General features: G+C 58.8%; 23 protein-coding genes. 9 read left to right on the top strand and 14 right to left on the bottom strand.

Annotated features, from left to right (window positions below; genetic code table 11):
- Window positions 1-92 precede the first annotated feature (92 nt).
- Genes AC2TAD_RS04650 through AC2TAD_RS04665 form a run of 4 tightly spaced genes read right to left on the bottom strand, consistent with a single transcriptional unit; the run spans window position 93 to window position 3,704 of the window.
- Window positions 93-803 carry a VIT1/CCC1 transporter family protein gene (locus AC2TAD_RS04650; RefSeq protein WP_353390645.1) on the bottom strand — a complete coding sequence of 237 codons (711 nt, stop codon included), beginning with the start codon at window positions 801-803 and terminating at the stop codon, window positions 93-95.
- A gap of 54 nt (window positions 804-857) precedes the next feature.
- Window positions 858-1,847 (bottom strand): YcjF family protein, encoded by a 990-nt coding sequence (locus AC2TAD_RS04655; protein ID WP_480866226.1) that lies wholly within the window; start codon window positions 1,845-1,847, stop codon window positions 858-860.
- The gene (locus AC2TAD_RS04660; RefSeq protein WP_480866227.1) at window positions 1,840-2,295 is read right to left on the bottom strand and encodes an N-acetyltransferase family protein; all 456 of its coding nucleotides are present in this window, start codon (window positions 2,293-2,295) and stop codon (window positions 1,840-1,842) included. Before AC2TAD_RS04660 ends, AC2TAD_RS04655 begins: the two co-directional genes overlap by 8 nt.
- Window positions 2,292-3,704 carry a YcjX family GTP-binding protein gene (locus tag AC2TAD_RS04665; RefSeq protein WP_480866229.1) on the bottom strand — a complete coding sequence of 471 codons (1,413 nt, stop codon included), beginning with the start codon at window positions 3,702-3,704 and terminating at the stop codon, window positions 2,292-2,294. The genes AC2TAD_RS04660 and AC2TAD_RS04665 overlap by 4 nt, the downstream gene beginning before the upstream one ends.
- 107 nt (window positions 3,705-3,811) lie before the next feature.
- Here AC2TAD_RS04665 and truA point away from each other — a divergent pair, with 107 nt between their 5' ends.
- Window positions 3,812-4,579, top strand: coding sequence for a tRNA pseudouridine(38-40) synthase TruA (gene truA / locus AC2TAD_RS04670; protein WP_170354893.1), 768 nt, complete (start codon window positions 3,812-3,814; stop codon window positions 4,577-4,579).
- Here truA and AC2TAD_RS04675 read toward each other — a convergent pair.
- From AC2TAD_RS04675 to AC2TAD_RS04690, 4 genes are all read right to left on the bottom strand, one after another.
- Window positions 4,576-5,517 carry a nickel/cobalt transporter gene (locus tag AC2TAD_RS04675; protein WP_480866231.1) on the bottom strand — a complete coding sequence of 314 codons (942 nt, stop codon included), beginning with the start codon at window positions 5,515-5,517 and terminating at the stop codon, window positions 4,576-4,578. The two genes, truA and AC2TAD_RS04675, sit on opposite strands and share 4 nt — an antisense overlap.
- Window positions 5,502-6,101 (bottom strand): DUF1007 family protein, encoded by a 600-nt coding sequence (locus AC2TAD_RS04680; protein ID WP_480866232.1) that lies wholly within the window; start codon window positions 6,099-6,101, stop codon window positions 5,502-5,504. The genes AC2TAD_RS04675 and AC2TAD_RS04680 overlap by 16 nt, the downstream gene beginning before the upstream one ends.
- A 121-nt stretch (window positions 6,102-6,222) precedes the next feature.
- Entirely contained in the window at window positions 6,223-7,029 is an 807-nt protein-coding gene (locus AC2TAD_RS04685) for a thioesterase family protein (protein WP_480866233.1), read from the bottom strand.
- An 8-nt stretch (window positions 7,030-7,037) separates the two neighbouring features.
- Window positions 7,038-8,273 carry an acyl-CoA dehydrogenase family protein gene (locus AC2TAD_RS04690; RefSeq protein ID WP_480866235.1) on the bottom strand — a complete coding sequence of 412 codons (1,236 nt, stop codon included), beginning with the start codon at window positions 8,271-8,273 and terminating at the stop codon, window positions 7,038-7,040.
- 123 nt (window positions 8,274-8,396) lie between these two features.
- Here AC2TAD_RS04690 and AC2TAD_RS04695 point away from each other — a divergent pair, with 123 nt between their 5' ends.
- Window positions 8,397-9,332 carry a 2-hydroxyacid dehydrogenase gene (locus AC2TAD_RS04695; protein ID WP_480866236.1) on the top strand — a complete coding sequence of 312 codons (936 nt, stop codon included), beginning with the start codon at window positions 8,397-8,399 and terminating at the stop codon, window positions 9,330-9,332.
- A gap of 6 nt (window positions 9,333-9,338) precedes the next feature.
- Here the strand turns inward: AC2TAD_RS04695 and AC2TAD_RS04700 are convergent, their stop codons facing one another.
- The gene (locus tag AC2TAD_RS04700; RefSeq protein ID WP_170753687.1) at window positions 9,339-9,695 is read right to left on the bottom strand and encodes a hypothetical protein; all 357 of its coding nucleotides are present in this window, start codon (window positions 9,693-9,695) and stop codon (window positions 9,339-9,341) included.
- Between the two features lie 176 nt (window positions 9,696-9,871).
- Between AC2TAD_RS04700 and AC2TAD_RS04705 the strand changes: the two genes are divergently transcribed.
- From AC2TAD_RS04705 to AC2TAD_RS04715, 3 genes are all read left to right on the top strand, one after another.
- Window positions 9,872-10,705 (top strand): bifunctional allantoicase/(S)-ureidoglycine aminohydrolase, encoded by an 834-nt coding sequence (locus AC2TAD_RS04705; RefSeq protein ID WP_480866238.1) that lies wholly within the window; start codon window positions 9,872-9,874, stop codon window positions 10,703-10,705.
- 89 nt (window positions 10,706-10,794) lie between these two features.
- Complete coding sequence (locus tag AC2TAD_RS04710; RefSeq protein ID WP_170354885.1) at window positions 10,795-11,118, top strand: hypothetical protein; 324 nt, start codon at window positions 10,795-10,797, stop codon at window positions 11,116-11,118.
- A gap of 54 nt (window positions 11,119-11,172) precedes the next feature.
- Window positions 11,173-12,159 (top strand): type I glyceraldehyde-3-phosphate dehydrogenase, encoded by a 987-nt coding sequence (locus AC2TAD_RS04715; RefSeq protein WP_480866240.1) that lies wholly within the window; start codon window positions 11,173-11,175, stop codon window positions 12,157-12,159.
- 9 nt (window positions 12,160-12,168) lie between these two features.
- Here the strand turns inward: AC2TAD_RS04715 and AC2TAD_RS04720 are convergent, their stop codons facing one another.
- Both AC2TAD_RS04720 and puuE read right to left on the bottom strand, forming a co-directional pair.
- Complete coding sequence (locus tag AC2TAD_RS04720) at window positions 12,169-12,654, bottom strand: ureidoglycolate lyase (RefSeq protein WP_480866242.1); 486 nt, start codon at window positions 12,652-12,654, stop codon at window positions 12,169-12,171.
- On the bottom strand, window positions 12,651-14,069 hold the full coding sequence (gene puuE, locus AC2TAD_RS04725; RefSeq protein WP_480866244.1) for an allantoinase PuuE: 1,419 nt from the start codon (window positions 14,067-14,069) through the stop codon (window positions 12,651-12,653). Before puuE ends, AC2TAD_RS04720 begins: the two co-directional genes overlap by 4 nt.
- A gap of 161 nt (window positions 14,070-14,230) precedes the next feature.
- On the opposite strand from puuE, the gene uraH reads away from it, so the two are divergent.
- A complete protein-coding gene (gene uraH / locus AC2TAD_RS04730; protein ID WP_170354881.1) occupies window positions 14,231-14,587 on the top strand; it encodes a hydroxyisourate hydrolase in 357 nt (118 codons plus the stop codon).
- Window positions 14,588-14,787: 200 nt separating this feature from the next.
- On the opposite strand, the gene AC2TAD_RS04735 is transcribed toward uraH, so the two are convergent.
- Window positions 14,788-15,708: a LysR family transcriptional regulator gene (locus tag AC2TAD_RS04735; RefSeq protein ID WP_170354880.1), complete on the bottom strand. Its 921-nt coding sequence runs from the start codon at window positions 15,706-15,708 to the stop codon at window positions 14,788-14,790.
- A gap of 96 nt (window positions 15,709-15,804) precedes the next feature.
- Here AC2TAD_RS04735 and AC2TAD_RS04740 point away from each other — a divergent pair, with 96 nt between their 5' ends.
- From AC2TAD_RS04740 to AC2TAD_RS04750, 3 genes are all read left to right on the top strand, one after another.
- A complete protein-coding gene (locus AC2TAD_RS04740) occupies window positions 15,805-17,028 on the top strand; it encodes a urate hydroxylase PuuD (RefSeq protein ID WP_480866247.1) in 1,224 nt (407 codons plus the stop codon).
- A 159-nt stretch (window positions 17,029-17,187) separates the two neighbouring features.
- Window positions 17,188-18,993: an autotransporter assembly complex protein TamA gene (locus AC2TAD_RS04745; RefSeq protein ID WP_353390668.1), complete on the top strand. Its 1,806-nt coding sequence runs from the start codon at window positions 17,188-17,190 to the stop codon at window positions 18,991-18,993.
- Entirely contained in the window at window positions 18,990-23,072 is a 4,083-nt protein-coding gene (locus tag AC2TAD_RS04750) for a translocation/assembly module TamB domain-containing protein (RefSeq protein ID WP_480866249.1), read from the top strand. The genes AC2TAD_RS04745 and AC2TAD_RS04750 overlap by 4 nt, the downstream gene beginning before the upstream one ends.
- Here AC2TAD_RS04750 and AC2TAD_RS04755 read toward each other — a convergent pair.
- Together AC2TAD_RS04755 and AC2TAD_RS04760 are read right to left on the bottom strand one after the other, a co-directional pair.
- On the bottom strand, window positions 23,066-23,575 hold the full coding sequence (locus AC2TAD_RS04755) for a thioesterase family protein (RefSeq protein WP_480866251.1): 510 nt from the start codon (window positions 23,573-23,575) through the stop codon (window positions 23,066-23,068). The two genes, AC2TAD_RS04750 and AC2TAD_RS04755, sit on opposite strands and share 7 nt — an antisense overlap.
- Entirely contained in the window at window positions 23,568-24,356 is a 789-nt protein-coding gene (locus AC2TAD_RS04760) for a cyclase family protein (protein ID WP_480866253.1), read from the bottom strand. The genes AC2TAD_RS04755 and AC2TAD_RS04760 overlap by 8 nt, the downstream gene beginning before the upstream one ends.

The following is a 24,356-nucleotide window of genomic DNA, read 5'->3' on the forward strand; positions in this document are numbered from 1 at the left end:
TTAACGTAGTTGCTGGACAGGCAATGAAAGGCCCGAGTTTATGTTTGTTACCTTCAACAACCACCTGCGCCAAGCTGGATCAATCTAGCCCGTCAAGGATGAAACAGCGACCCGACTAGATACGCGATCAAGGCAGCAGCACCACCGATCAACAACGTCTCGCCCCCGGATCGCCACCAAGGTGCCAGCGACCACCTGCTTTTGAGCGCACCGATGGCAAAAAACACGGCCATTGTCATCCAGGCGGAAATAGTAAAAGCCTGATCCACCCCAGCGAGGAAGGGCAACAGCGGCACCATCCCCGCGATCAGGAATGCCCAAAAGGTCGCCATCGCAGCCTTGAGAGGATGAGGGTCGACACTGCCCAGCCCGTATTCCCCTTCGATCATCAGATCGATCCAGTTGTCGTGGTTTGCAGTGATTGCGTCGGTCGCCTCGTCCAGCACCCGCCCCGACAGACCTTTCTGCGCCAAAATCTCGCGCACTTCCTCTCGCTCGCCGTCGGGGTACAGGTGGATATGCCGTTCCTCGATCGCGCGGATGCGGCGAATGTTGTCCAATTCAGCTTTTGTGCCAGAGTAATTGCCCGCCGCCATCGAGAAGCCATCTGCCAAAACATTGGCCAGCCCCAACGCCACGATAATGAACGGAGAAAGGCCAGCCCCAGCAACCCCAGCCACGATCGCAAAGGTGGTCACTGATCCGTCGATGCCCCCATAAACGACATCGCGCAGCACGCCGCGGCCAGGTGGCGCGTTGATACGTTCGGCTATTTCCTGTTGGCTGTGTCCGTGCTCGGTCATGGCTGGCTCCGGGTCTGGTATGCCATCCAGTGGACGTCAGCACCTTGCGGCAGGTCAAGTTTTGGAAAACAAACCCGCCAAGGCCCGCTTGATCATTCCCCTTGTCGAGGGTTTGTGACGGTCAGAGAAGGGCAAAGGTCGACAAACCTCCATTGCGGCCACACCGACACGGGCACTGAGGGCCCCATTGACCAGACCTTCGCCGAATCTTCTGGACAGTTTGCTAAGAACCGAGCCGCCCAAAACGGGCTCCAGCAGGTCATCGCCAACCGCGACTGCTCCGGTTGCGACCAGATGAACAAAAACCGCACGGGTCAGCCGCCAACTCCCCAGAAACCCGGCGCGACCGCCATAGATTTCAGCAACGCGCCGGATCATCCGAAGCGACGCAGCCAAAGCGGTGGCGACATCTGCCAACGCCAAAGGCACCAGGGCCGTAACAGTGGCCACCTGACGAGCGGCCGCTTCGACCTCGCGGCTGGCGGCGGCGTCCAATGGGACAAGCAATTCATCTTCGGCCAAGGTCAGCAGCCCCGAGGCGTCGAACTGTTCCCCCATACGTTCGGTCAGCTTGTCACGACCCCATTTGGTTTCATCCCGACCCTTGTAAAAAGCAATAAGCTTGGTCGTAACCGCGCGTGCCTGTGCCAGATCATCCTCGGCCAGCGCAGTGTCCGCCGCTTGCCTTATCCCGTCAACACGAGACAAACGTGCGATTGCCGCCAATTCACGCAGCGCGATGATCAGGGCGACCAACACCAACGCTGCAAAAAGCCCCGTCACGACCCAACCCAAAACCGGCGCACGCAGCAAAAGCCCGTTCACAAAGTCCCACGCCGCGATGGACACAACTGCGCCAACAGCAGCTAAGGCCAGCCCCCAGAACCAACGCGCCAGCCGCGAGGGCCTGCGAGCCGCAAGCCGGACCACACCCTGCATCGCCTGCCCTTGAGGTTGCCCGATCTCAGGCACCGGAGGCGCCTTCGCCACGTCCACGGTGGGCTCGTCCGCTTCGAGGTCGATCAGCACGGGACCTTTAGCCATTTTCTGCCCCCTCTCGTATCCAGACATATCTAATGTCCGGCAGGTTTTCATCGTTATCGGCCCCATCGCTACGCGCAACTTCGACAAACCCGTTATGTTCGTAGAACCGCCGCGCGGGCAGATTGGCTTGAAACGCGAACAGCGAAAGCTGTGTGCGCCGGGATTTGGCATGGTCCAGCAGGTGTCGTCCGATGCCTTGCCGTCGGGCAGAGGCCATCAGGTACAAGGAATGAATTTCTGTCCCGTTCAAAGCCAGAAAACCCACCACGCGGGCGTCCAGTTCAGCCACTGTGACCCAATCCTGATCTATCATACGGCCACAGAACGCGATGGTCTCGGCCTGAGTGTGCAGCTCTGGCATCCAGTCGTTCTCGCGCGCGAAACCGTGCAGAATCTCTCCGGTCGCACCGGCATCGGTGCTGCGAGCCGGGCGCAGAGTTGCGATCACAGGCGATCTCCGATCAGAAACTGCGCTGCGCGATCCAGCCGAATATGGGGCGGCCCATCTCCGGGGCGCAGGGTCAGTTTGGCAGGGGCGAAGGACATGAACCCGTATTCGGCGTCAAGCCAACCTTCGGCCCCATTGCGCGCCGCCCCCAACAGTTTCAAAGGGTCATCCGGCAATTCGCCCGGGTAAAACGCCGCCTGCTTGCCATCCATCAACGTTCCTCGAACGCAGGGCAATTCTACCCCATCATGCAAACGCATTTCCTCGGTTGTCGCGCGCAATGAGGCCATCGATAAGGCCGTCGTGTCCGCCCCGGCAAAGCTGGCCCTGTCGCGGGCGTCACGAATTAGCGCCTCCATGATATGGGTCAGACGTTGATGTTGTTGGTGGTGCAAGTGGTCGGCCTTGGTGGCGGCAAACAGAATGCGCTCGACCCGTTTTCCAAGCAGCAATCGGCTTAGCCAAGCGTTTCGGCCGGGACGGAATGCGGACAGGATATCTGCCATCGCGCGGCGCATATCTTCGACCGCTTGCGGACCCTTATGAATCGCGCCCAGCGCATCCACCAGAACGACCTGCCGGTCGATCCGCGCGAAGTGATCCCGAAAGAACGGCTTAACGACCTGCGACTTATATGCCTCGAACCTTCTGGCCATTTCGCGGTGCAGGCTGCGCCGGGGCGTAGGTCGATCAACCGGCAGCGGCGCGAATGTCAACACCGGCGAACCAGCCAGGTCACCGGGCAACAAAAAACGCCCCGGTGTGCAATCATAGAACCCCGCATCACGGGCCGCGTTCAGATACTCTGCAAACGCTTTCGCAAGCGCCTGAGCGGTGGGTTCGTCATGCGTGTCCGCCGGATCGGCAGCATTGGCCTGAGTGAGAAACGTGGCAGCCTGTGGACGCGCGGTAATGCGTTCGAGCGTCTCTGCCGACCAAGCCTCATAGGTTTTGTCCAACAAAGCCAGATCCAGCAGCCATTCACCCGGATAGTCGACAATATCCAGATGCACAGTGCGTGGTCCCTGCAAACCCGACAAAAGCCCGGATGGACGTGCTTTGAAGGACAAGCGCAACTCGGACACGGCGCGGGTACTGTCTGGCCAGTGTGGCTGAGGCCCGGTCAACGCCGCAAGGTGGTTTTCATAATCGAACCGAGGCACGGTGTCGTCGGGTTGCGGCTGCAGGTAAACCGCATTGATCCGCCCCTCTTGCTGCGCCACCAATCCGGGCATTCGCCCACGGTCCAGCAGGTTTGCCACCAGTGACGTGATGAATACCGTTTTGCCGGACCGCGCCAAACCGGTCACGCCCAGCCGGATCACTGGTTCAAAAAAGGCTTCTGACACGGTATCGCCCACGGACTCGACGCCGCGCACCACACTGTCTGCCAGGGAAGAGATGACCAAACCGTCGCCCCGCTTTTATTGTTTCGCTCAAGATAGGTAGCCACCGCCTGACATGCCAGCGCTTTCCCGCTCTTGCCCGTGGCGGCGCGTCGCGCTACCAGCGGCCCATGCCAAGATACGCGTTGAAAGTCGAATACCAAGGAGAGCCGTTTGCCGGATGGCAGCGGCAAAAGGATCAGCCATCCGTGCAAGGGGCGATCGAAGAGGCCCTGTCGCGCATCCAACCCGGCGCGCATACCATCGCAGCTGCCGGCCGCACCGATGCAGGCGTTCACGCACTGGGACAGGTCGCCCATTGTGATCTGATCAAGGACTGGGATCCGTTCCGTCTATCCGAAGCATTGAATTATCACCTTAAACCCCACCCTGTGGCGATTGTGCAGGCGGCGCAGGTCGATGACGACTGGCACGCCCGGTTTTCGGCGGTCGAACGGCAGTACCTGTTCCGTATCCTGATGCGTCGTGCGCCAGCCACACATGATGCTGGGCAGGTTTGGCAGATCAATCATCGCTTGGACGTGCAGGCGATGCAGGACGGTGCGGATACGCTGATTGGGCGGCATGATTTTACCACCTTCCGGTCCTCGATCTGTCAGGCGGCCAGCCCGGTCAAAACACTGGATGAATTGCGGGTGGAACAAACCGACGGGTTCTCGGGCCCAGAGGTGCATTTCCACGTTCGCGCCCGCTCTTTTCTGCACAATCAGGTGCGCAGCTTTGTTGGCACTTTAGAAAGGGTCGGCGCAGGCGCTTGGACACCTGAGGATGTGCAAGACGCGCTTGCGGCCCAGAACCGCGCCGCCTGCGGGCCAGTTTGTCCGCCGCAAGGTCTGTATCTGGCGCGGGTTGGATATCCTCAGCCGGTTTTCGATTAAATCGCGCGCAGCAGCAGCCCGCTGGCAATAACGGCGATCACCAGACCCGCGACGAGTTCGATCGTCGGCGCCAGAACCTGCGCAAAGCGGGTGGCCGAGGCCGAGGCCAGCAACCCGCCGCGCAAACCAAATGAGGTCCAACCGACCAGTGTTGTCACTGTCGCCGTGCCCAGTGCCATTGCAAAAGCACCGGCGATTCCAACCATCGCGATGCCCATTTGCCACGTCAGGATCAACACAAATAGCGCCCCGGTGCAGGGACGCGCAGCGATGCCCACAATCAGCAGGGCAGCCTCTTTCCAATTCCCGATCTGCGCAACTTCTTCCGCCGTCGGACCGTGCCGATGCCCGCAATCCGAACAAACCTCGTGGTCATGACCGTGATGATGATCGTGGCCGTCATGATGATGATGGTGATGATGCACCTGTGTCCGATCCGCCCGGTACCGCCTGGCGAAACTGCGTAACGCCCGGAACACCAGCCAAAGGCCAATTGCAGCGATGGCGCCATAGCTTACGGGCGCCATGACCTGCTCGGTTGTGCCAACCAAACTGTCCCGCGACATCTGGAACACCAGAACCCCGGCATACACCAGAACCACTGCAGTGACGGCCTGCCCCAAACTGGACAGCACGCTGATCGCGGACAAACGCCAAAAGGCCACCTTGCGCCCCAGCCCGTACCCTCCGATCAAGACTTTGCCGTGACCCGGGCCTACGGCGTGGAAAAATCCGTAAGCGAAACAAACAGTTAAAAGGGTCGCGACAGCTTCGGGTTGTTCCGCGCGGGCGGCGCGCAGGGATCGGGCGATCTGGTTCTGGAACTCGCGCTGTTCGCCAGCGGCCCAGGCAGCAAGGCTGTCAAATCCTCCGCTGCCCCAGAACCACAGCAGCAGGCCAAACGACAGGAGGACAGGGATAATCAGGTACTTGGACATGAAACGCGGATCTCGGTCGCAAAGCTTTCACCAACCAGCGGGATGTCGTTCTCCTCAAGATCATAATTGGCATCAAGGGTCAGCAGGAACGCCCGCATCTGGGCGAGCTGGCCGTCAATATCGGGATCCGTCCGCTCTATCTGGCACGTCAGCTTACTGGACACTGTTACCGGGCGCGTAACCTCATATGCTGTGTAGTAGATTTCATCGAACGCCTTGGCTGACAAAGCCGCCGCTGCGACCGGTTCTCCCTCAACCGCCCTCAGGTGGGTCGAGACAATGCGGCCGTTATCAGTGGTGGCCGTAGGTTCCATCGGACCCGACAGAGGGATGATCTGGCCATCTGCACGCACCACCAGATCGCCGTTATACCCTTCGATCCACTGCGCGTCGAACCCGGCCAGAAAGGCCTGTTCGCTCTCGCTCAGAATACCGTCGCCATCTTGATCAAGTTTTCTGTCCTCAAGCTCGAAAAGCGAATACAGCTCATCATAAGCCCAGGTTACCCGCACATGTGTCAGATTGCCTGCGTCATCGACGATGAACTCCAGCCCCGTGTCGATGAACACATGGGGATGAGCCAAGACCGGGACCGGCAAGCAAAAGGTGAAAAGGGTCAATATCCAGCGCATGTGAGAAAGATAGGGTTTCGGCCCCGCAGCGACAACGCACTTTTGAGAAAGCACGCAGAATCCGGCCAACTGTTTAATCCGGCGGAAATAAGACAAGCGTTTGCAGCGCCGTCGCGACCGGACCTTCTGTGTCATAAAGTACGGACTGAGACATCCCGATGCCCGAGTGTTGCCAATGGCACAATGACTCTGACGCCAACCAGTCCGAGACCGGCTCGCGGTGAACTTGCACTGTCAGGTCGGTGTTCATGAACCCCATCTCGGTGGTGGGCGCGTTCCACGAGATACCATTCCCGCAGTCTGCCAGCGGACACAGGGCCTGTATCGGCGATTGTGCCTCATCGGCCAAAAGCGGCGGCGTGCGCATCCAAACGGTTTTTGGACCGGCTGCCTGATTTCCGCCTTTGGGATACAGAATGTCCGAATGGTTGGCGAAGCCCGGCAGATTGTGACGTGTTTCGCCAATCGGAAAAGGACCCGTGACCGCATCATCCAACCGAGGGGGCTGCATCGTCACGTTTGGCACTGGCCCAAGATCACGGCGCACCAGATGCATCGTCGTTGCAACGGCGCAAAGCGTGTCATCCAAATCGTGCACGGTCACCCGCGTTGTCGCCAATGTCTTTGTATGGCGCGTGGTTTCGGCAGCGACTCGCAATCCGGCCAAAGGCAATGGCCGCAATAAATCCACCGTCAGCCGGGTCAACATCTTCTCGGGCCCGACTTCGGTTTCCGCCGCACGCACGACCAACCCGCTGACCGGCCCGGCATGACAGTGCACGGCCGACCACGGGCCGCGCGCGGGGTCGTTACCCACAAACGCACCGTCCGGTCGAATGTGGAAATAGGATTGCGCCCTCACGTCCGGATTGGAAACCATGGCCTTGCTCAGACTTTTTCCTGCGTGTGTTTCTTCAGCTCAGCCCGCGCGACCTGACGGCGGTGCACCGCATCGGGCCCATCGGCCAACCGCAAAGTCCGCACATGGGTCCAGGCCGTGGCAAGCGGTGTGTCCTGACTGATCCCCTGCGCACCAAACATCTGCACCGCCTCGTCAATCACCTTTAAGGCTACGCGCGGGGCCACAACCTTGATCTGGCTGATCCACGGTGCTGCCGCGCGTACATCGCCCTGATCCATATACCACGCAGCCTTGAGGCACAGCAGGCGCGCCATCTCAATCTCCATCCTGCATTCGGCGATGATGTCGAAATTCGCCCCAAGCTGGGCCAGCTTCTTACCGAACGCCTCGCGTTGCAGGGACCGTTTGCACATCTGATCCAGCGCGCTTTCGGCCTGCCCGATGGCGCGCATGCAATGGTGAATACGCCCCGGCCCAAGGCGACCCTGAGCGATCTCGAAGCCACGCCCCTCACCCAACAGTATATTTTCAGCCGGAACGCGCATGTTGGTGAACCGGATATGCATATGCCCATGCGGCGCGTCGTCATGGCCATAGACCTCCATCGGGCGCAGAATTTCGACACCCGGTGTGTCGGCCGGCACGACGATCATCGACTGCCGCTGGTGTTTAGGCTGCTCTTCCCCGGCGGTTTTGACCATCACGATATAGACCTTGCATCGCGGATCACCGGCCCCCGACGACCACCATTTTTCGCCGTTCAGGACATAGTCATCGCCGTCCCGCACGCAAGACATCGACACATTCGTCGCATCCGACGAGGCCACATCCGGTTCGGTCATAAGATAGGCCGAGCGGATTTCACCTTCGAGCAGCGGTTTCAACCACTGCTCTTTCATCTTTTCGGTTCCGTAGCGTTCGAAGACCTCCATGTTGCCGGTATCTGGGGCGGAACAGTTGAAGACTTCGGCGCCCAAAGGGGTCTTGCCCATCTCTTCGGCGAAATAAGCGTATTCCACGGTGGAAAGACCAAAGCCTTTGTCGCTGTCGGTCAGCCAGAAATTCCAAAGCCCCGCAGCCTTGGCCTTGGCCTTCAGGCCCTCAAGGATTTCGGACTGACGTTCTGTATATTGCCAACGATCCCCTTTGCCGATCTCTGCGTGATATTCTGCCTCCAGCGGCATGATCTCATCGCGGATCATGTCTGCCACACGTTGTAACAGTTGAGCGTTCTCATCACGCAGGCCGAATGACATGTTCATGGGTTTTCCTCCTCCGACCCGGTGACCGGGCTTTACCTTTGGCCCGAGAATGACTTAGCTGCCGTCAAGATGTCCAGCTAGGACGGGACGTCAAGTCAATCAAACTGTTCGGGGGAAGTTAAAATGGCATTGTTGATAGAGACAGGTCTGTCCGATTGGATGAGCGACAGCGATATCGCGCGGGATGTTCGGGCACTGAAGCCCGGTCTGGACGTACGCACCCCTGCCACGATCGGAGACCCCAGCGACATTACAATGATCGCATTGGCAGGACTCAGCGATGATCAACTTGCCCGCCTGCCCAATCTGCAGCTTGTGCAAAAACTGGGCGCAGGCGTCGAAACGATTGTCGGCAACCCCAACCTGCCCGACCATGTGCGTGTTACGCGCCTGAAACCTGACGCGCCTGCGCAAGGCATCGCCGAGTGGTTCGTGGCCTACATCCTGCGTCAACAGCGCAACATGCCCTTTCACGAGGCTGCGCAGGACCGGTCGGAATGGTCCCCGAAGGCGCCGCTCTATTCGCCGGACACAGTGGTCGGAGTGCTGGGTTTGGGTCATATCGGCGCCCGCAGCGCAAAGATGCTGCGCGCGGTTGGGTTTCAGGTCATGGGCTGGAGCCGCTCACCCAAGCAGATCGACGGTGTCACATGCCTGCATGGCGAGGACGCCCTGCCCGATCTGTTGTCCGCATGTGACCATGTCTGTGCCATTCTGCCATCGACCCCGCAAACGGTCGGCTTGTTCGGACCCGATATGCTGGCGGCCATGAAATCCGGCAGCCAGTTGCTGAATGCAGGACGCGGAGATTTGATTGACGAGGCCGCGTTGATCACGGCTTTGGATCAGGGAAGGCCCGGTCGTGCCGTTCTGGACGTCACCCGAACCGAACCCTTACCCGCAGACAGCCCTTTGTGGACACATCCGGGTGTAACAATCACCCCGCACGTTTCTGGCTGGCATCTGGGCGACGCTCTGCGCGATGTGGCCGAGAATTTCGAGCGCCTCAACAGTGGCGCGCCCTTGTTGCACGAAGTGGACCGGGCGCGCGGATACTAGCGCTCTTTAAGGCGTGAGAATCCAATTGCCGCCCGCGTCGCGGCAACGTCGCGTTCTGACCTCACGTATCTGATCGGTATTGGCCGGTTCAATCAAGTGCTGCAAATGCACGCAATTGCCGCGGACATCCCGCACGGTGACGGTACCCTTTGCGTCGGTTTCCGTGCTGGCCCACGTAGCTTCCGAGCCAACCTGTGGCGTACTGCCCTGAAACAATCCGTCTGCCGCGGCCGTCAGCAGTGTGAAATCGTCCGGGCTCAACCCCGATTCTGCGATGATCCGCGACAATGGCTTGGCCTGCGCAGTAACGCTGAGGCCAATTATCACAGCGCCTGCTGCTGTAAGAGAGAAAAGAGAATTCATGGGGCCTCACAATTCTGAAATGCACTTTCATTCAAGGATAGACATGTGAACCCTCATGGCCAACCCCAAGAGGTTTCAACCTTCAAATATTCCCGAACAAACCTATTGCGATCGCGCCGCTATAAGCGCCTGTCTAATCCCCCCATAGTGCGAGAAACCTGAACCAGAGGCATCAAATGGCACAGCCCACCTATTATGCGCCGTCAGGCGGACATCCCGGACAAGACCAGCTTTTGACTGACCGCGCCATGTTTACTGACGCCTATGCGGTGATCCCCAAAGGGACGATGCGTGACATCGTCACCAGTTACCTGCCTTTTTGGCAGGACACCCGGCTTTGGGTTCTGTCCCGCCCGCTGAGTGGTTTTGCCGAAACATTCTCGCAATATATCATGGAGGTTCAGCCCGGTGGTGGCAGCGACCGCCCCGAAACCGACCCGAACGCACAGGCCGTAGTGTTTGTGGTCGAAGGCTCGGCAACCCTGACGCTGAACGGCAATGTTCATGTGTTGGAGACAGGGGGTTATGCTTATATCCCAGCCGGGTCCGAATGGACCCTGCACAATCGCGGCAAAGATACTGCCCGGTTTCACTGGATCCGCAAAGTTTATGAAGCCGTTCCCGGCCTGCCCGCCCCTGATCCGATCATCACCAATGAACGCGACATCGCCCCAACCCCGATGCCCGGCACCGAGGGGCGTTGGGCCACAACCCGTTTCGCCGATCCGCAAGACCTGCGCCACGACATGCATGTCAACATCGTCACGTTCGAGCCGGGCGGCGTGATCCCGTTTGCCGAAACCCATGTGATGGAACACGGGCTTTACGTGCTTGAAGGTAAAGCCGTCTATCGGCTGAATCAGGACTGGGTCGAGGTCGAAGCCGGCGACTATATGTGGTTGCGCGCTTTCTGCCCGCAAGCCTGTTATGCCGGTGGACCGGGGCGGTTTCGTTATCTTCTTTACAAGGATGTGAACCGTCACATGCCCCTAACCCTGTCTAAACGCTGAGTTTCCGGTGGGTTTCTTGGGCTCGGGGCTTCACAGGACCGGTTGAATCTGATGAAATACCCGCAGTTTTTAGCACTGGAGATTGTTCAATGGTACTGCGTGGATCAATGTTGGCGCTGGCCGCCGTCATCGGCCTTACGGCTATTAACGCGACCCCTGTGGTCGCCAAGGAACCGACCAAATCGGTTTCGGTCTTCAGCCGGACCTGGGCGATCACGCAGGTCTCGGATGCTCCGGTCGTGTATCGCGCGACGCGGGACAACAACAACCTCAACCCTTTTGGGCCGCCGCCGCGCCTGCGCACCCTTCAGGCCATCGCAGCGATCCAGCAGGCCACCGGGTGCACCCCCATCCGAGGCAGCATGTACCAGAATATCTCGGGCCAGTTCTTTTCGCAGGTCAGTTGCAACTGACCCCAAGGCGAAACGGGCATTGAGGTCAGCGCAGCCCGCTGCCATAGCTTGCGCATGAAACTTGCGATTAACGGATTCGGCCGGATCGGCCGCACGATCCTGCGGCAGCTTCTGGCCATGCCGCAGGACAGTGGTATCCAACTGGTGCTGATCAACGACATTGCACCGCTGGAAACCTGCACCTACCTGTTCAAATACGACAGCACATTCGGTCCCTATGCGGGCGATGTTAAACACTCTGCTGACGAATTGATCGTCGACGGGATGGCGATACCAGTGACCCACAGTGCGGATTTGTCTCGTGTGGATCTGACCGGCGTCGATGTCCTGATGGACTGCACGGGCGTTGCACGCACATCAGATGTCGCCAGCCAGGGCCTGACGGCGGGTGCGGGGAGAGTGCTGATTTCCGGCCCGTCTCCGGCGACCGAGGTTACCGTTGTACTGGGCGCAAACGAAGACCAGCTGGGCGATGCGAGCATCGTGTCGAACGCCTCGTGCACGACGAACGGTCTGGCGCCTTTAGTCAAGGTTCTGGATGAGATCGGTGGCCTGGTATCGGGCCACATGACGACCATCCACTGTTATACGAACAGCCAGCCAATGGTGGACGCACCGCGCGGAGATCTGGCCCGATCTCGCGCGGGCGCACTTTCGATGGTTCCCACCACCACCAGTGCCATGCACCTGATTGACGAGGTTTTGCCTCATCTGGCCGGTCGCGTCTCGGGCGCGGCGGTGCGGGTTCCCACGGCCAGCGTCTCGGCGGTTGACCTGATCGTGACGCTTGAACACCCAGTGTCTGCGGATTTGTTCGAGGCCAACCTGCGTCAGGCCGTTGCGCAATCTCCTGTTCTGGGTTGGACGGACGAGCCCTTGGTTTCGTCCGATTTGCGGACCCGCCCCGAGTCGCTTGTCATCGCAGGCCCAGAGACGCGGCAGATCGGCGAACATCAGGTCCGCGTCTTTGGCTGGTACGACAACGAATGGGGTTTCTCGGCCCGGATGCTGGATGTCGCCCAACTGATGGTTGGCCGCTGATTGGCGACGTCAGCGGGCGACAATTTCATAGGGCGTGTCGAACCAGTGTTCTTCAAGGTTCGCCCCGGCACCGATGCGGTCAACAACCGCGAACAGGCCCGGACCATGCAGCGGCGTTAAAACGCCATGCCAAGTGCCCCTATGATAGTTTACGGCCTGACCGGGTGACGTCAGGAAGGCAACGGGCTGGCCGGGCATTCCATTGGCATCTGGTGCGACCACGACCAGAAACGGTTGATGTGTCATCGGTATAAAGGCTTGGCTGCCTTCGGGATGCCGCTCGACCATATCCAACACATAGGGGAAAGCGCGCGGATTGGCGTTAAACAGGCTGATACCCGCGCGTCCGTCAGCGAAATCCATCTGGGCACGGTCATGGAAACGGCCGCATTGTCCCTGGTTTATGATTTTGTCTGGCTGACCCGCAGCCTCAATCACGTCTCCGTACGGCGCAAAGGCTTGAGCGGTCAGCGGACGGGCGACGATCTGCATCATGACGGAAGAATGTCCCGCAGCCGAAACTCGGCAATGCGTTCAACCTGACGGCAGGCCTCGCGGAATTCCGTTTCGCGATCCTGCTCAATCCGCCGCTGAAACGCCTGCAGGATCGAGGCTTTGTCGTGATCCCGCACCGCGATGATGAAAGGGAACCCAAACCTCTCGGTGTAACGAGTATTCAGGTCCGTAAACGCCGCGCGCTCGGCGTCTGTCAACGCATCCAACCCGGCTGATGCCTGTTCAGACGTGCTTTCCTGTGTCAGACGTTTCGCCTGCGCCAGTTTGCCGGCCAAATCCGGGTGCGCGGTCAGAACGCTAAGTCTTTCGTGATCCGAGGCAGACCGGAACATACGCGTCAGCGCATTGTGCAATCCACCCGCAGTGTCATTAGCCGGGCCAAGCTCTAGCTCGAACGCGCGCTCGGCAATCCAGGCCGAATGTTCAAAGATGCCGCCATAAGTGCCGACGAATGTTGCGTGGTCCATCTGGGACGGTTTCCGATGGCGGCTCGGCGGGTGATGTGCGGCCCAATGCTGTGCGATTTGCAAGCGGGTGGCGAACCATACGTCCTCAAAACTCTGCGCATAGTCTAGAAACCGTTTCAACGCCATAACCCGGCCGGGACGCCCGATCAGCCTGCAATGCAGCCCGATTGACAACATCTTGGGCGCGCCCTCTTGGCCTTCGGCATAGAGCGCGTCGAAACTGTCCTTGAGATAGGAATAAAACTGGTCGCCCGCGTTAAAACCCTGTGGGGTGGCAAAGCGCATGTCGTTGCAATCCAAGGTATATGGAACGATCAGCTGATCCCTTTCGCCTGCGTTGACCCAGTAGGGAAGATCATCCGCATAGGTGTCAGCGACATAGTCAAACCCGCCCTCTTCAGCGACCAATCGAACCGTATTCTCGGAACAGCGCCCCGTGTACCAGCCGCGCGGACGATGGCCGACGACTTCGGTATGCAGGCGGATCGCTTCGGTAATCTGGGCGCGTTCCTCTGCTTCGGGCATATCCTTGTGCTCAACCCATTTCAGACCGTGGCTGGCGATCTCCCATCCCGCAGACTTCATTGCATCAACTTGGTCTGGGGACCGGGCCAGCGCGGTCGCGACACCATAGACCGTAATTGGCAGGTCTTTCATAAGCCGGTGCAACCGCCAGAACCCGGCGCGTGCGCCGTATTCGTAAATCGACTCCATGTTCCAATGCCGCTGACCCGGCCATTGCGCGGCCCCGACGATTTCAGACAGAAAAGCTTCGGAGGCCGCATCGCCGTGAAGTATGTTGTTTTCCCCGCCTTCTTCGTAATTCAGCACGATTTGAACCGCGATCTTGGCACCGTCGGGCCATTGAGCGTCGGGCGGTGTCAAACCGTATCCGATCATGTCGCGAGGATAACGAGGGGGCTGCATATGGGTGTCCGTTCTTTTGTTTGTCCTCAGCCATAGCCCAGAAACAGCCGGATGATTATCAAACTAATCCGAACGCAGTTTCCGGTTCTTTTGGCATTTCCATATTTTAGAACTTTGCGCCAGACTGTGGCAAAGCAAATTGCAGATCACAGGAGAATGCCGTGGCAGGCTATCTGACAACGCACGTTCTGGACACCGCGCGCGGCTGTCCGGCCCAAGGGTTGAACATCACGCTCTACAGCGTAGCGGGTGAGGCGCGCCATATCCTCGCCCAGATGACAACAAACGCTGATGGCCGAACGGATAGTCCCATTTTGCCAAAGGACGCCTTTGCGATCGGTACATACGAATTGGTGTTTGACGCTGGCGATTATCTGCGCACAACGGGGCAATCGGCAGAAGATCCGCTGTTTCTGGACAAGATCCCAATACGTTTCGGCATGTCAGATCCTGATGCGCACTATCACGTACCGCTGCTGCTTTCACCTTTTGGCTATTCGACCTATCGCGGCAGTTAACGCAGGGCCCCTCCCGCCCGTCGATCACCCTGCCGGGTTCCTCCCGTTGGGCCGGGCGCCGCACCTTTCAGGTACGGCGCGGTTTCTCCTGATCTAGGCGTTCCGCAACTCAAGGGCGTTCCCACGCTGCGGCCATGCCGCAGCGCCGGGCCCAACGCTGTGCAGCGCCCGAAGGGCGCGAACAGTGGCGGGAGCCCCAATCAACCCCCTTCGCCCAACGCGTTGACGATCTTACCAATTCTCGCGATCATAAAATCCATAAACAGACGTGCCTTCGGGTCCTGATGGCGCCTATGCGTGTACAGGCAGGCCATTTGCACCGCGACCGGGGGCGTCTCGACCGCAACTGGAACAAGTTGACCTGATTTCAGGTGTTCGGCGACTTCGAACACCGGTTTCATTGCAATACCCTGCCCAGACAAGGCCCAATCCGTCAGAACGTCGCCATCGTCGCATTCGAACCGTCCGGAAACCGCAAACCGCCGAGGACCGTCTTGCGTTTCCAGCAGCCACTGGAACTCGGTCGCGCCCGGAAACCGCAGGTTCAGGCATTCATGTTTGTCCGAAACAAGATCAGCACCGGTGCGCGGCATCCCCCGTCGAGAGACATATTCCGGCGCGGCGCACAGAACACGCGGGCAGTCTGCGATCTTGCGGATACGCAATGTGCTGTCTTCGGGCTGACCAATAAAGAACGCCAGATCCAAGCCTTCAGTCGTCAGGTCAACCGATCGATCCGTTAAACGCAGCCGAACGTCAATCTCGGGGTATTCTGACAGGAAATCAGGCACATGCGGGGCCAACAATCGCCGCCCCACCCCTAACGGAGCAGCAACGAAAAGCGACCCGCGCGGTGCTTCGGTCAGATGCACCACCTGCGCCTCGGCTTCATCCACTGCGTCAAGAACGGCCACTGCGCCTGGATAGAACGCCCGGCCCTGCTCGGTTGGGGAAAGGTTGCGTGTGGTGCGCTGGAACAGGCGCACGCCTAGGTGATCTTCAAGTTGCGATATCCGCGCCGAAGTCACCGCTGGGGAAATACGCAAATCCCGACCAGCTGCAGACATACTGCCTAAATCATAGACGCGGACGAAGGTTCGAATATTGTCGAGATAGGACATCTTATCGTTTTTTTTGATACAGTTTGGCAATATACGGGAATACCGAATAAAAAGCGGTTTGCCTAGTGTGGCCCTAACCAATCGGAGAGACCCCACATGTTCGAATTTGCCGTGTTCTGGGATTGGATGGCATTCGCCGTGCGCTGGTTGCACGTGATCACCGCCATTGCCTGGATCGGATCGTCTTTTTACTTCATCGCACTGGACCTTGGCCTGAACCGCGACATTTCAGGCCCGGCAGATGGTGAGGAGTGGCAGGTACATGGCGGCGGCTTCTATCACATCCAGAAGTATCTGGTCGCGCCCGAGCGGATGCCCGATCACCTGACCTGGTTCAAATGGGAAAGCTATGCCACCTGGCTGAGCGGCGCGGCGCTGCTGATGATCGTCTATTGGGTCGGCGGAGAGCTGTATCTGATTGATGCGCAAAAGGCCGATCTGGCGCTGTGGCAGGGCATTGCGATTTCGGCGGCTTCGCTGACTGTGGGTTGGCTGATCTATGACTTTTTATGCAAATCCAAGCTGGGGCAGCGTCCCACCCTGCTGATGGTGCTGTTGTTCGCGCTGCTGGTGGCGATGGGCTGGGCATACAACCAGATTTTCACGGGCCGCGCGATGATGCTGCATCTGGGGGCGTTCACCGCAACGATCATGACAGCGAATGTGTTCTTCATCATCATGCCCAACCAGCGCATCGTGGTCGATGATCTGAAGAATGGCCGAACGCCGGACCCGAAATACGGCAAGATCGCCAAGCTGCGGTCGACGCACAACAACTACCTGACGCTTCCTGTTGTATTTCTGATGCTGTCGAACCATTACCCGCTGGCCTTTGCGACTCAATATAACTGGATCATTGCGGCGTTGGTTTTCCTGATGGGCGTTACCATCCGGCACTATTTCAACACGCGCCACGCACGCGCCGGAAACCCGACGTGGACATGGCTGGCCACAGCGCTGCTTTTCATTGGGATCATGTGGCTGTCGACTGCGCCGATGTACAAACCTGTGGAAGATGCCGAAGCGCAACCCCTTACGCGATATGAACAGAAATTTGCCGCGGCAGAGGGTTTTGAGGAGGCACATGACGTCGTTCTGGGAAGATGCTCTATGTGCCACGCGCGCGAACCGGTCTGGGAGGGTATCCAATGGGCTCCGAAGGGCGTTTTGCTTGAAACCGAAGGCGACATTGCCCGCAACGCCAGGCAAATCTACTTGCAGGCTGGTGTCAGCCACGCCATGCCTCCGGCCAACGTCACTTATATGGAACCCGAAGATCGCGAAGCCATCATTCGCTGGTTCCGCAGTGTGGGGTCCTGATCCAGCGACTCTCTGATCACACAACCCGCTAATTTCTGGTCTGTTTCGATTATTTTTCCCCCTGACCGGCGATGAATGCTCTAACATGAATGTCATGACGCGCCGCTTCTTCCATGACGGCGAAAACTGATTTCAACTTGGGGCAGTTGAGGCCAATTGATGCAGAAGACCGGACCGCGCGCTTGTGTGAGAACTTGCCTGTTTGGCCTGCTGGCTGCGGTTCTGCCCACTTCGCTAATTGCGCTAGAGACAACTCTGACCGCTCCAGGCGCGCCCAAAGCTCTGATCGAGCGTCTTGAAGAGACCTCATCCGTTGCCACCGCCGAGTCGCGCGGACTGGGCACACCACTGGAAATTTTATCGGCCGCGTTGTCGGATTATCGGACCATTGTTCAGATTCTATACGACGAGGGGTATTTCAGCCCGGTCGTCAGCATCAAGCTGGACGGTCAGGAAGCGGCCGAACTGAGTTCCCTGAGCGTACCGACGCAGATCAACCGCGCCGCCATCACTGTGCAGACCGGACCTAAGTTCCGGTTTGGTGAAGCGATCGTACAGCCTTTGGCCCCACAGACCGTCCTGCCCGAAGAATTCGCGATCGGCGAACTGGCCACCACCGGGGCGATTCAGCGTGCCGGTTCCGCAGGGGTCCAAGGCTGGCGCAATGCAGGCCATGCCAAAGCCGATATTCAAGGTCAAAGAGTCATCGCCCGACACGCGCAGGCCCAGTTGGACGCTCAGATTGATCTGGCTCCGGGGCCGCGCTTGACGTTCGGGAAAATGATCATCTCGGGCGATACGGATGTGAAACACTCGTCGATCGAAAAGATTGCAGGTTTCCCAGAGGGCGAGGTTTATTCCCCCGAGGACATCCAAAAGGTCGGGACCCGTCTGCGCAGGACCGGAACTTTTAACGTTGTCGCGCTTGAAGAACGCGAGACCCCGAACCCTGATGGCACGCTGGATTTCGACGCCTATTTCGAAGATCTGCCCAAACGCCGCCTGACTTTCGGATTCGAGATCGCCTCTCGGGATGGGATCGATCTGACCGCAACCTGGACCCATCGCAACGTGTTTCGGCGGGCAGAACGGCTGCGGTTCGAAGCAGCGCTGCGCAATATCGGCGGCGCCGAGGATCTGGACGGGCGCATCGGTCTTCGACTGGACCAGCCAGATCGGCTGGGACCAGATGACAACACGTTCTGGAACGCCCTGCTGGAACGCCGCAACACCGACAATTACAACGTTACTATAACATCGCTGGCGTATGGTGCGCGACGTACTTTCTCGGATCGGCTATACGCCGAAGCTTCGGCCGGGTTTCAATGGTCCGACGCGGATGACGCGTTCGGCGACGGGCGCAAGTTCCGATACTTTATTGTCCCCACCCGCACCGAGTGGGATCAGCGCGACAGCAAGGTCAGTGCGACGAAAGGGTTTTATCTGGACGCACAGATCATGCCCTTTCTGGGAATTTCAGAAACTGAGACCGGCATCAGGTTCTTTGCTGACGCGCGCACCTATACCAGCCTGGGAACTGGCGGGCGCATTGTACTTGCTGGGCGGGTGCAAGCAGGTTCAGTCCTGGGGCCGTCACTGAACGCAGTTACCCCAGACTTCCTGTTTTTTTCCGGTGGCGCCGGCACCGTACGTGGGCAACCGTTCGAAAGCCTCGGCATTCCGGTCGGAGACGAAATTGCCGGCGGCAAATCCTTCCTTGGCCTCTCCGGAGAAGTCAGGGGCAAGATAAACGATGCGATTTCGCTGGTCGGGTTCTATGATTACGGCGTGGTGGATTCGTCCTCATTCGTCACCAGCGCCGCGGCGTCCCATTCTGGCGCAGGTCTAGGCGTCAGATACGATTTGGGTGGCTTTGGCCCATTGCGTCTTGACCTCGCCGTTCCCGTTCAGGGCGACACCGGCGATGGACTGCAGTTCTACATCGGGATCGGACAGGCATTTTGATAAGGCGATATTCATATACAGTCCTGACCGCCACGCTGGTCCTCTATGCCCCTCCTCTGGCCGCGCAGGAAGACAGCGGTGGCAGTATGCTTGAGAATTTCCTGCAAGATACGCTGTCGGGTGACAATCAGAACGTTACGGTCAAGGGTCTGCAAGGCGCCCTGAGCGCGCGCGCCACCATCGAGGAAATCACAGTCGCGGATGATGAAGGCGTCTGGTTGACCATCAAGGACGCGCAACTGGACTGGAACCGCCTGGCGCTGATCCGAGGCAGATTCTCGGTTAACGCGCTGACAGCGCAGGAAATCGACATCGCTCGCGCGCCCGGCGCGACAACCGCACCGGACGAACCTGCACCTTCTGCCGAAACTCAGCCATTTCAACTTCCTGAACTGCCCGTTTCCATCGAGATCGGCGAAATTCGTATAGACGAGATTTCCCTGGGCGAGCCGTTGATAGGCGTGGCCGCAGACCTGTCGGTTACCGGCAATCTTTCCCTGGCCGACGGAACGTTGGACACCAATCTCGATATCACCCGGCTGGACCGCGCGGGCGACGAAATCACTCTGACCGCCGGGTTCCAGAACGCCACCAGCGAGATCACCCTTGATCTGAATGTGACCGAAGCATCCGGCGGTCTGATTTCTACCGCCCTGAACATTCCCGACAGCCCACCTATCGGATTATCCGCCAAAGGGTCCGGCCCGCTGACGGATTTCAGCGCCGATATCGGCCTGAGCAGCGACAACCAGCAACGCGTGACCGGTCAGGTTCGCCTGCGCGCGGCCACCGAAGGTGCATCAGAAGGCATTGCGTTTACCACCGACCTCAGTGGTGATCTGACCCCATTTCTATCAGCCGATATCGATCCGTTCTTTGGCACCCAGACACGACTTTTCGTAAACGGCCAAACCAAACCCGAAGGGGCGCTGGATGTCTCGGACCTGGAACTGACCACGCAAGCGTTGGACTTGAAGGGCGAGTTGCAACTGGCCCAAGGTGGAACACTGGCACTTGCGGCTTTGCAGGGACGTATCACGCCTCCAGACGGTCAGGCTGTGATCCTGCCTGTGGCTGGCGGGGATACATCCCTTCAGGCCGCACAAATTTCCGCACTTTTCGATCAGAAAAACGGCAACCTTTGGGACCTGAGCCTGACGGCGGACGGCTTTAAATCCCCTCAAGCCAACCTGCAAAACGCCCGGATTACGGCGCAAGGAGTTCTGGATCAGGCCGAAACCCTGTCAGTAAGTGGCTACCTTCAAGCCAGCGTCACCGGTGTTGATTTGACTGATCCTGCTTTGAACACGGCCATCGGCCAACGCATCACGCTGGACGGCCAGTTTGACTATGGCAGTGATCAGTCGCTGAACCTATCGGGGTTCGAACTGGTCGGATCGGATTATACGCTTGCGCTGGATGCTTTGGTCGATGGCCTGAACAGCGGTTTGAACGTGGACGGTTCAGCTACGCTCGAAGCGTCTGACTTGGCCCGATTTTCGGACCTCGCACAGATGGACCTTGGGGGGCGGGTCTCGGCCAGAATTGATGGGTCGGGATCGCCACTGGAAGGCAGCTTTGACGGCAAGCTGGCTGTCGAGGGCAGCGACCTGTCAACCGGGCGCGACGACATCGACCCGGTCATCACTGGCGAAACGACAATCACGCTGGATGCCAAACGTGATTCAGACGGCATTACCATCCGCGCCTTCGATCTGAACAGCGAAGCTGCGCAGGCTCAGGCAAGCGGCGATGTGACCACACCCGATGGCAATCTGACCATCGACGGGCAAGCGCGGGTAAATGCGGCGGACTTGTCGGTGTTCTCGGGCTTGGCGCAGCGTGAGCTGGGGGGCTCAGTACGGGCAGAAGTCAGCGGCACGGGGACAGTACAAACGTTGGAGTTTGACGGCACCGCCAATGTCGTCGGTCGGAACATACGAACGGGCATGGCGGATATTGATCCCCTGTTGACCGGTCAGACCACAATCCAGTGGGATGGTGCACGGACTGCAGATGCCATTGATATACGAAGCGCAACAATCAACGCCCAAGCCCTGAGCGCGCAGGTTCAGGCCACGATAAATGACCCGACCGAAGAACCCTCGGGCCAGGGTCAGGCGCGTTTGACCGTGCCTGACCTGTCGCTTTTTTCGGGACTGGCCGGGCAAGATCTGGCCGGATCGGTGAACGCCAACCTACAGGGCAGCGGCGACCTCGCCACGCGCGCTTTTGACGTTCAAGGGAACGTGGACGCCAACAACATTCGGGCCGGGATCGAGGTGCTCGACAAGCTGATTGAGGGGCGTACAACCCTGACCATAGACGCTGAAAATGGCGACGAGGGTCTGGATGTTCGCACGTTCCGACTGACAGGAACGGCAATCTCTGCAAACGCCTCGGGCAAGGTCTCGCGCGAAGCCGGAGGGCTGGATTACTCGGTGACACTGGACGACGTCGCCCGTGTGACCCGGACTCTGTCTGGCCCCCTGACTTTGGAAGGCAACGTGGCGCCAACTCGGACCGGGTTGGAAGGAACTGCAAATTTAAGCGGACCTGACAGTTCTTATGCCAATCTCAAAGGGACAGTCGAAACAGACGGCGACGCAGATGTGGAATTTGACGCCAAGTTCAATCGCATTGAACGATTTGCACCCGACTTCCCCGGCACCATTGCTGCCACGGGTACTGCGCAACGCAAAAGTGGCATCTGGACCATCGACACCAGCGCCGAAGGCCCCGCGCAGATTAACAGCGACGTTTCGGGTACGTTTGACGAAAGCACGGGTGAAGCGGATCTGAAGGCTGTGGGCGGTTTGAACATAGGAATTGCCAACCTGTTCATTTCACCCAATAAAATCGACGGAACTGCCCGGTATGACGTTACTCTTAAGGGCAAGCCAGCGCTTGATGCCCTTAGCGGGTCGATCACCACCTCTGGCACATCGCTGGCCATTCCGGGCGCCGCGCAAACAATCACTGGCATCAGCGGGTCAGTCGATCTGTCGCGAAGCCGAGCAACGGTTTCCATTTCCGGCGGCACCCGCGCCGGCGGATCGTTCTCGGTCGCCGGGCCGGTTGACCTGACCCCGCCCTTCAACGCGAATATCGTAACGACTTTGAATAACCTGGTTCTGACGGACCAGCTTTTGTATGAGACCACACTGGCTGGACAAATTGCCATGACCGGAGCGTTGGCAGGAAACAGCTCGGTTTCAGGGCAGATCAATTTCGTTGAAACAAACATCAACCTAGCAGCCGCCTCTGGCGCGGTAGGGGCGGCGGCGATCCCCGACATCCAGCATGTTGGCGAAAGTGCTGCAGAACTGCTGACACGGGAACGCGCCGGTCTGGTCAAGGACGAAGAGACCACACAAAGCGACTCGCGCATTGCTTTGGATATCGCATTGCTGGCCCCGAAAGAGGTCTTTGTGCGCGGTCGCGGCGTGAACGCGGAACTGGGTGGGCGGCTGTTTATCGGCGGGACCACATCATCCGTCATCCCGTCAGGGCAGATAGAATTGATCCGCGGTCACTTTGATATTCTGGGGCGTCGATTGGCGTTGACCAAGGGTATCGTAACGCTGCAAGGCGACCTCACACCGTATATCGAGTTCGAATCTTCAACCAGCACCTCGGACGGTACTGCTACGATCGAAATCGCCGGGCCGCTGGATTCACCCGAAGTCGACGTATTCTCTGACCCGGAACGCCCCGCCGAAGAGGCTCTGGCCATGTTGTTGTTTGGCAACCGGTTCTCGGAACTGTCGCCCTTTGTGATTGCCCAGATGGCGGCATCGCTGGCACAACTTAGCGGCGCAGGTGGTGATGCCACCAAGGGGCTGCGTGACAGCACAGGGGTAGACACGGTCGATATAGGCGCGACGGAAGGCGGAGCGGGACGCTTGGGCGCGGGCGCTTACCTGAGCGACAACCTCTACACCGATTTCACCGTCAACACAGAAGGCGACACCGAAGTGAACCTGAACCTTGACGTCACCGATAACTTCACCGTCCGGGGCACTGTCGATGGCCGGGGCGAGACTGGGCTGGGTGTGTTCTTTGAACGCAATTACTGACGCCGGATCGCAATCGGTTGACCGATCTGAGGCGCCGGCTCAAGCTCTGCATGATCACGCGCCATCCGCGCCAACCGGGCTGTAGCCCAAACTGGATACGCAACAGATCGACCTGTTGTATGGCTGACATTCATGAAAAGCGCTTCTTGTGTAGCGCACACCTCGCCTGAAGCCGAAAGCATCTGGGCAAAATAGTGCCCGCGTTTGTGATCGGCATTCAACATGCGAAAGCGAAAGGTCAACGACTGACCTTCGAGAACTTCGCGCAGGAAAGACATTTGCGATTGCAGGACGTAAGGCCCCTGCCCCAACGCGCCGACCTGAACTTCGCCCAGTCCCAGATGATCAACCATCAACCGTTCCAGCGCCATATCAAATGCCACTCCGTAATAGCCCACATTCATGTGGCCATTATAGTCAATCCATTCCGGCAGAACCTTGAATCCGTGAATTTCGACAGGTGCGTCATAGGGGCCATCATGGCCGCCCAATGGTTCAGTCATCTGCATCATCCTCAAATATGGCGACGGCGCGCGTGAATCCCGCCGAAGCGCCTTTGATCTTGAACGGAAAACACGAGATTTCGAAACCGGTCGGCGGCAGGCTTTCCAGATTGGTCAGTTTTTCCATGTGGCAATACCCAATGTCTATCGAAGCACGGTGGCCTTCCCAGATAATTGAGGCATCTTGTGTCTCGGCGTATTCCTGAGCGGTCAGGGCAAAAGGGGCATCCCAGCTCCAGGCGTCGGTGCCGGTGACGCGCACACCGAGCTCGGTCAGATACAGCGTTGCTGCGCGGCCCATGCCGCAACCTTTCATCAGATAATCAGGTTGCCCATAATGCGTGCCTGCGGACGTGTTGACGACCACGATGTCCAATGGCCGCAACGTATGGCCGATGCGTTTCAATTCAGCCTCAACATCTGCGGCCGTCACCACATAGCCATCATCAAAATGGCGGAAATCCAGTTTCACACCGGGATTCATGCACCATTCCAGCGGCACCTCGTCGATCGTGATCGCGCGTTCTCCTCGATTCATGGTCGAGTGATGATGGTACGGCGCATCCAGATGAGTGCCGCTATGGGTCGCGATCTGCAAACGTTCTATGGCCCAGCCCTCACCGCCCGGTAAATCGTCCTTCTGCAGGCCGGGAAAGAAAGACATGACCTGTTCTGCAGTCTGTTCATGGGTCAGGTATTCGATTTCAGGCAGCATGATCGGCGGGTCGGATATGATCCCGGTTTCCAGCGGAACGGACAAATCGACAAAGCGGCGCGCCAT

It is taken from the genome of Ruegeria sp. HKCCD7628, from assembly GCF_057221005.1.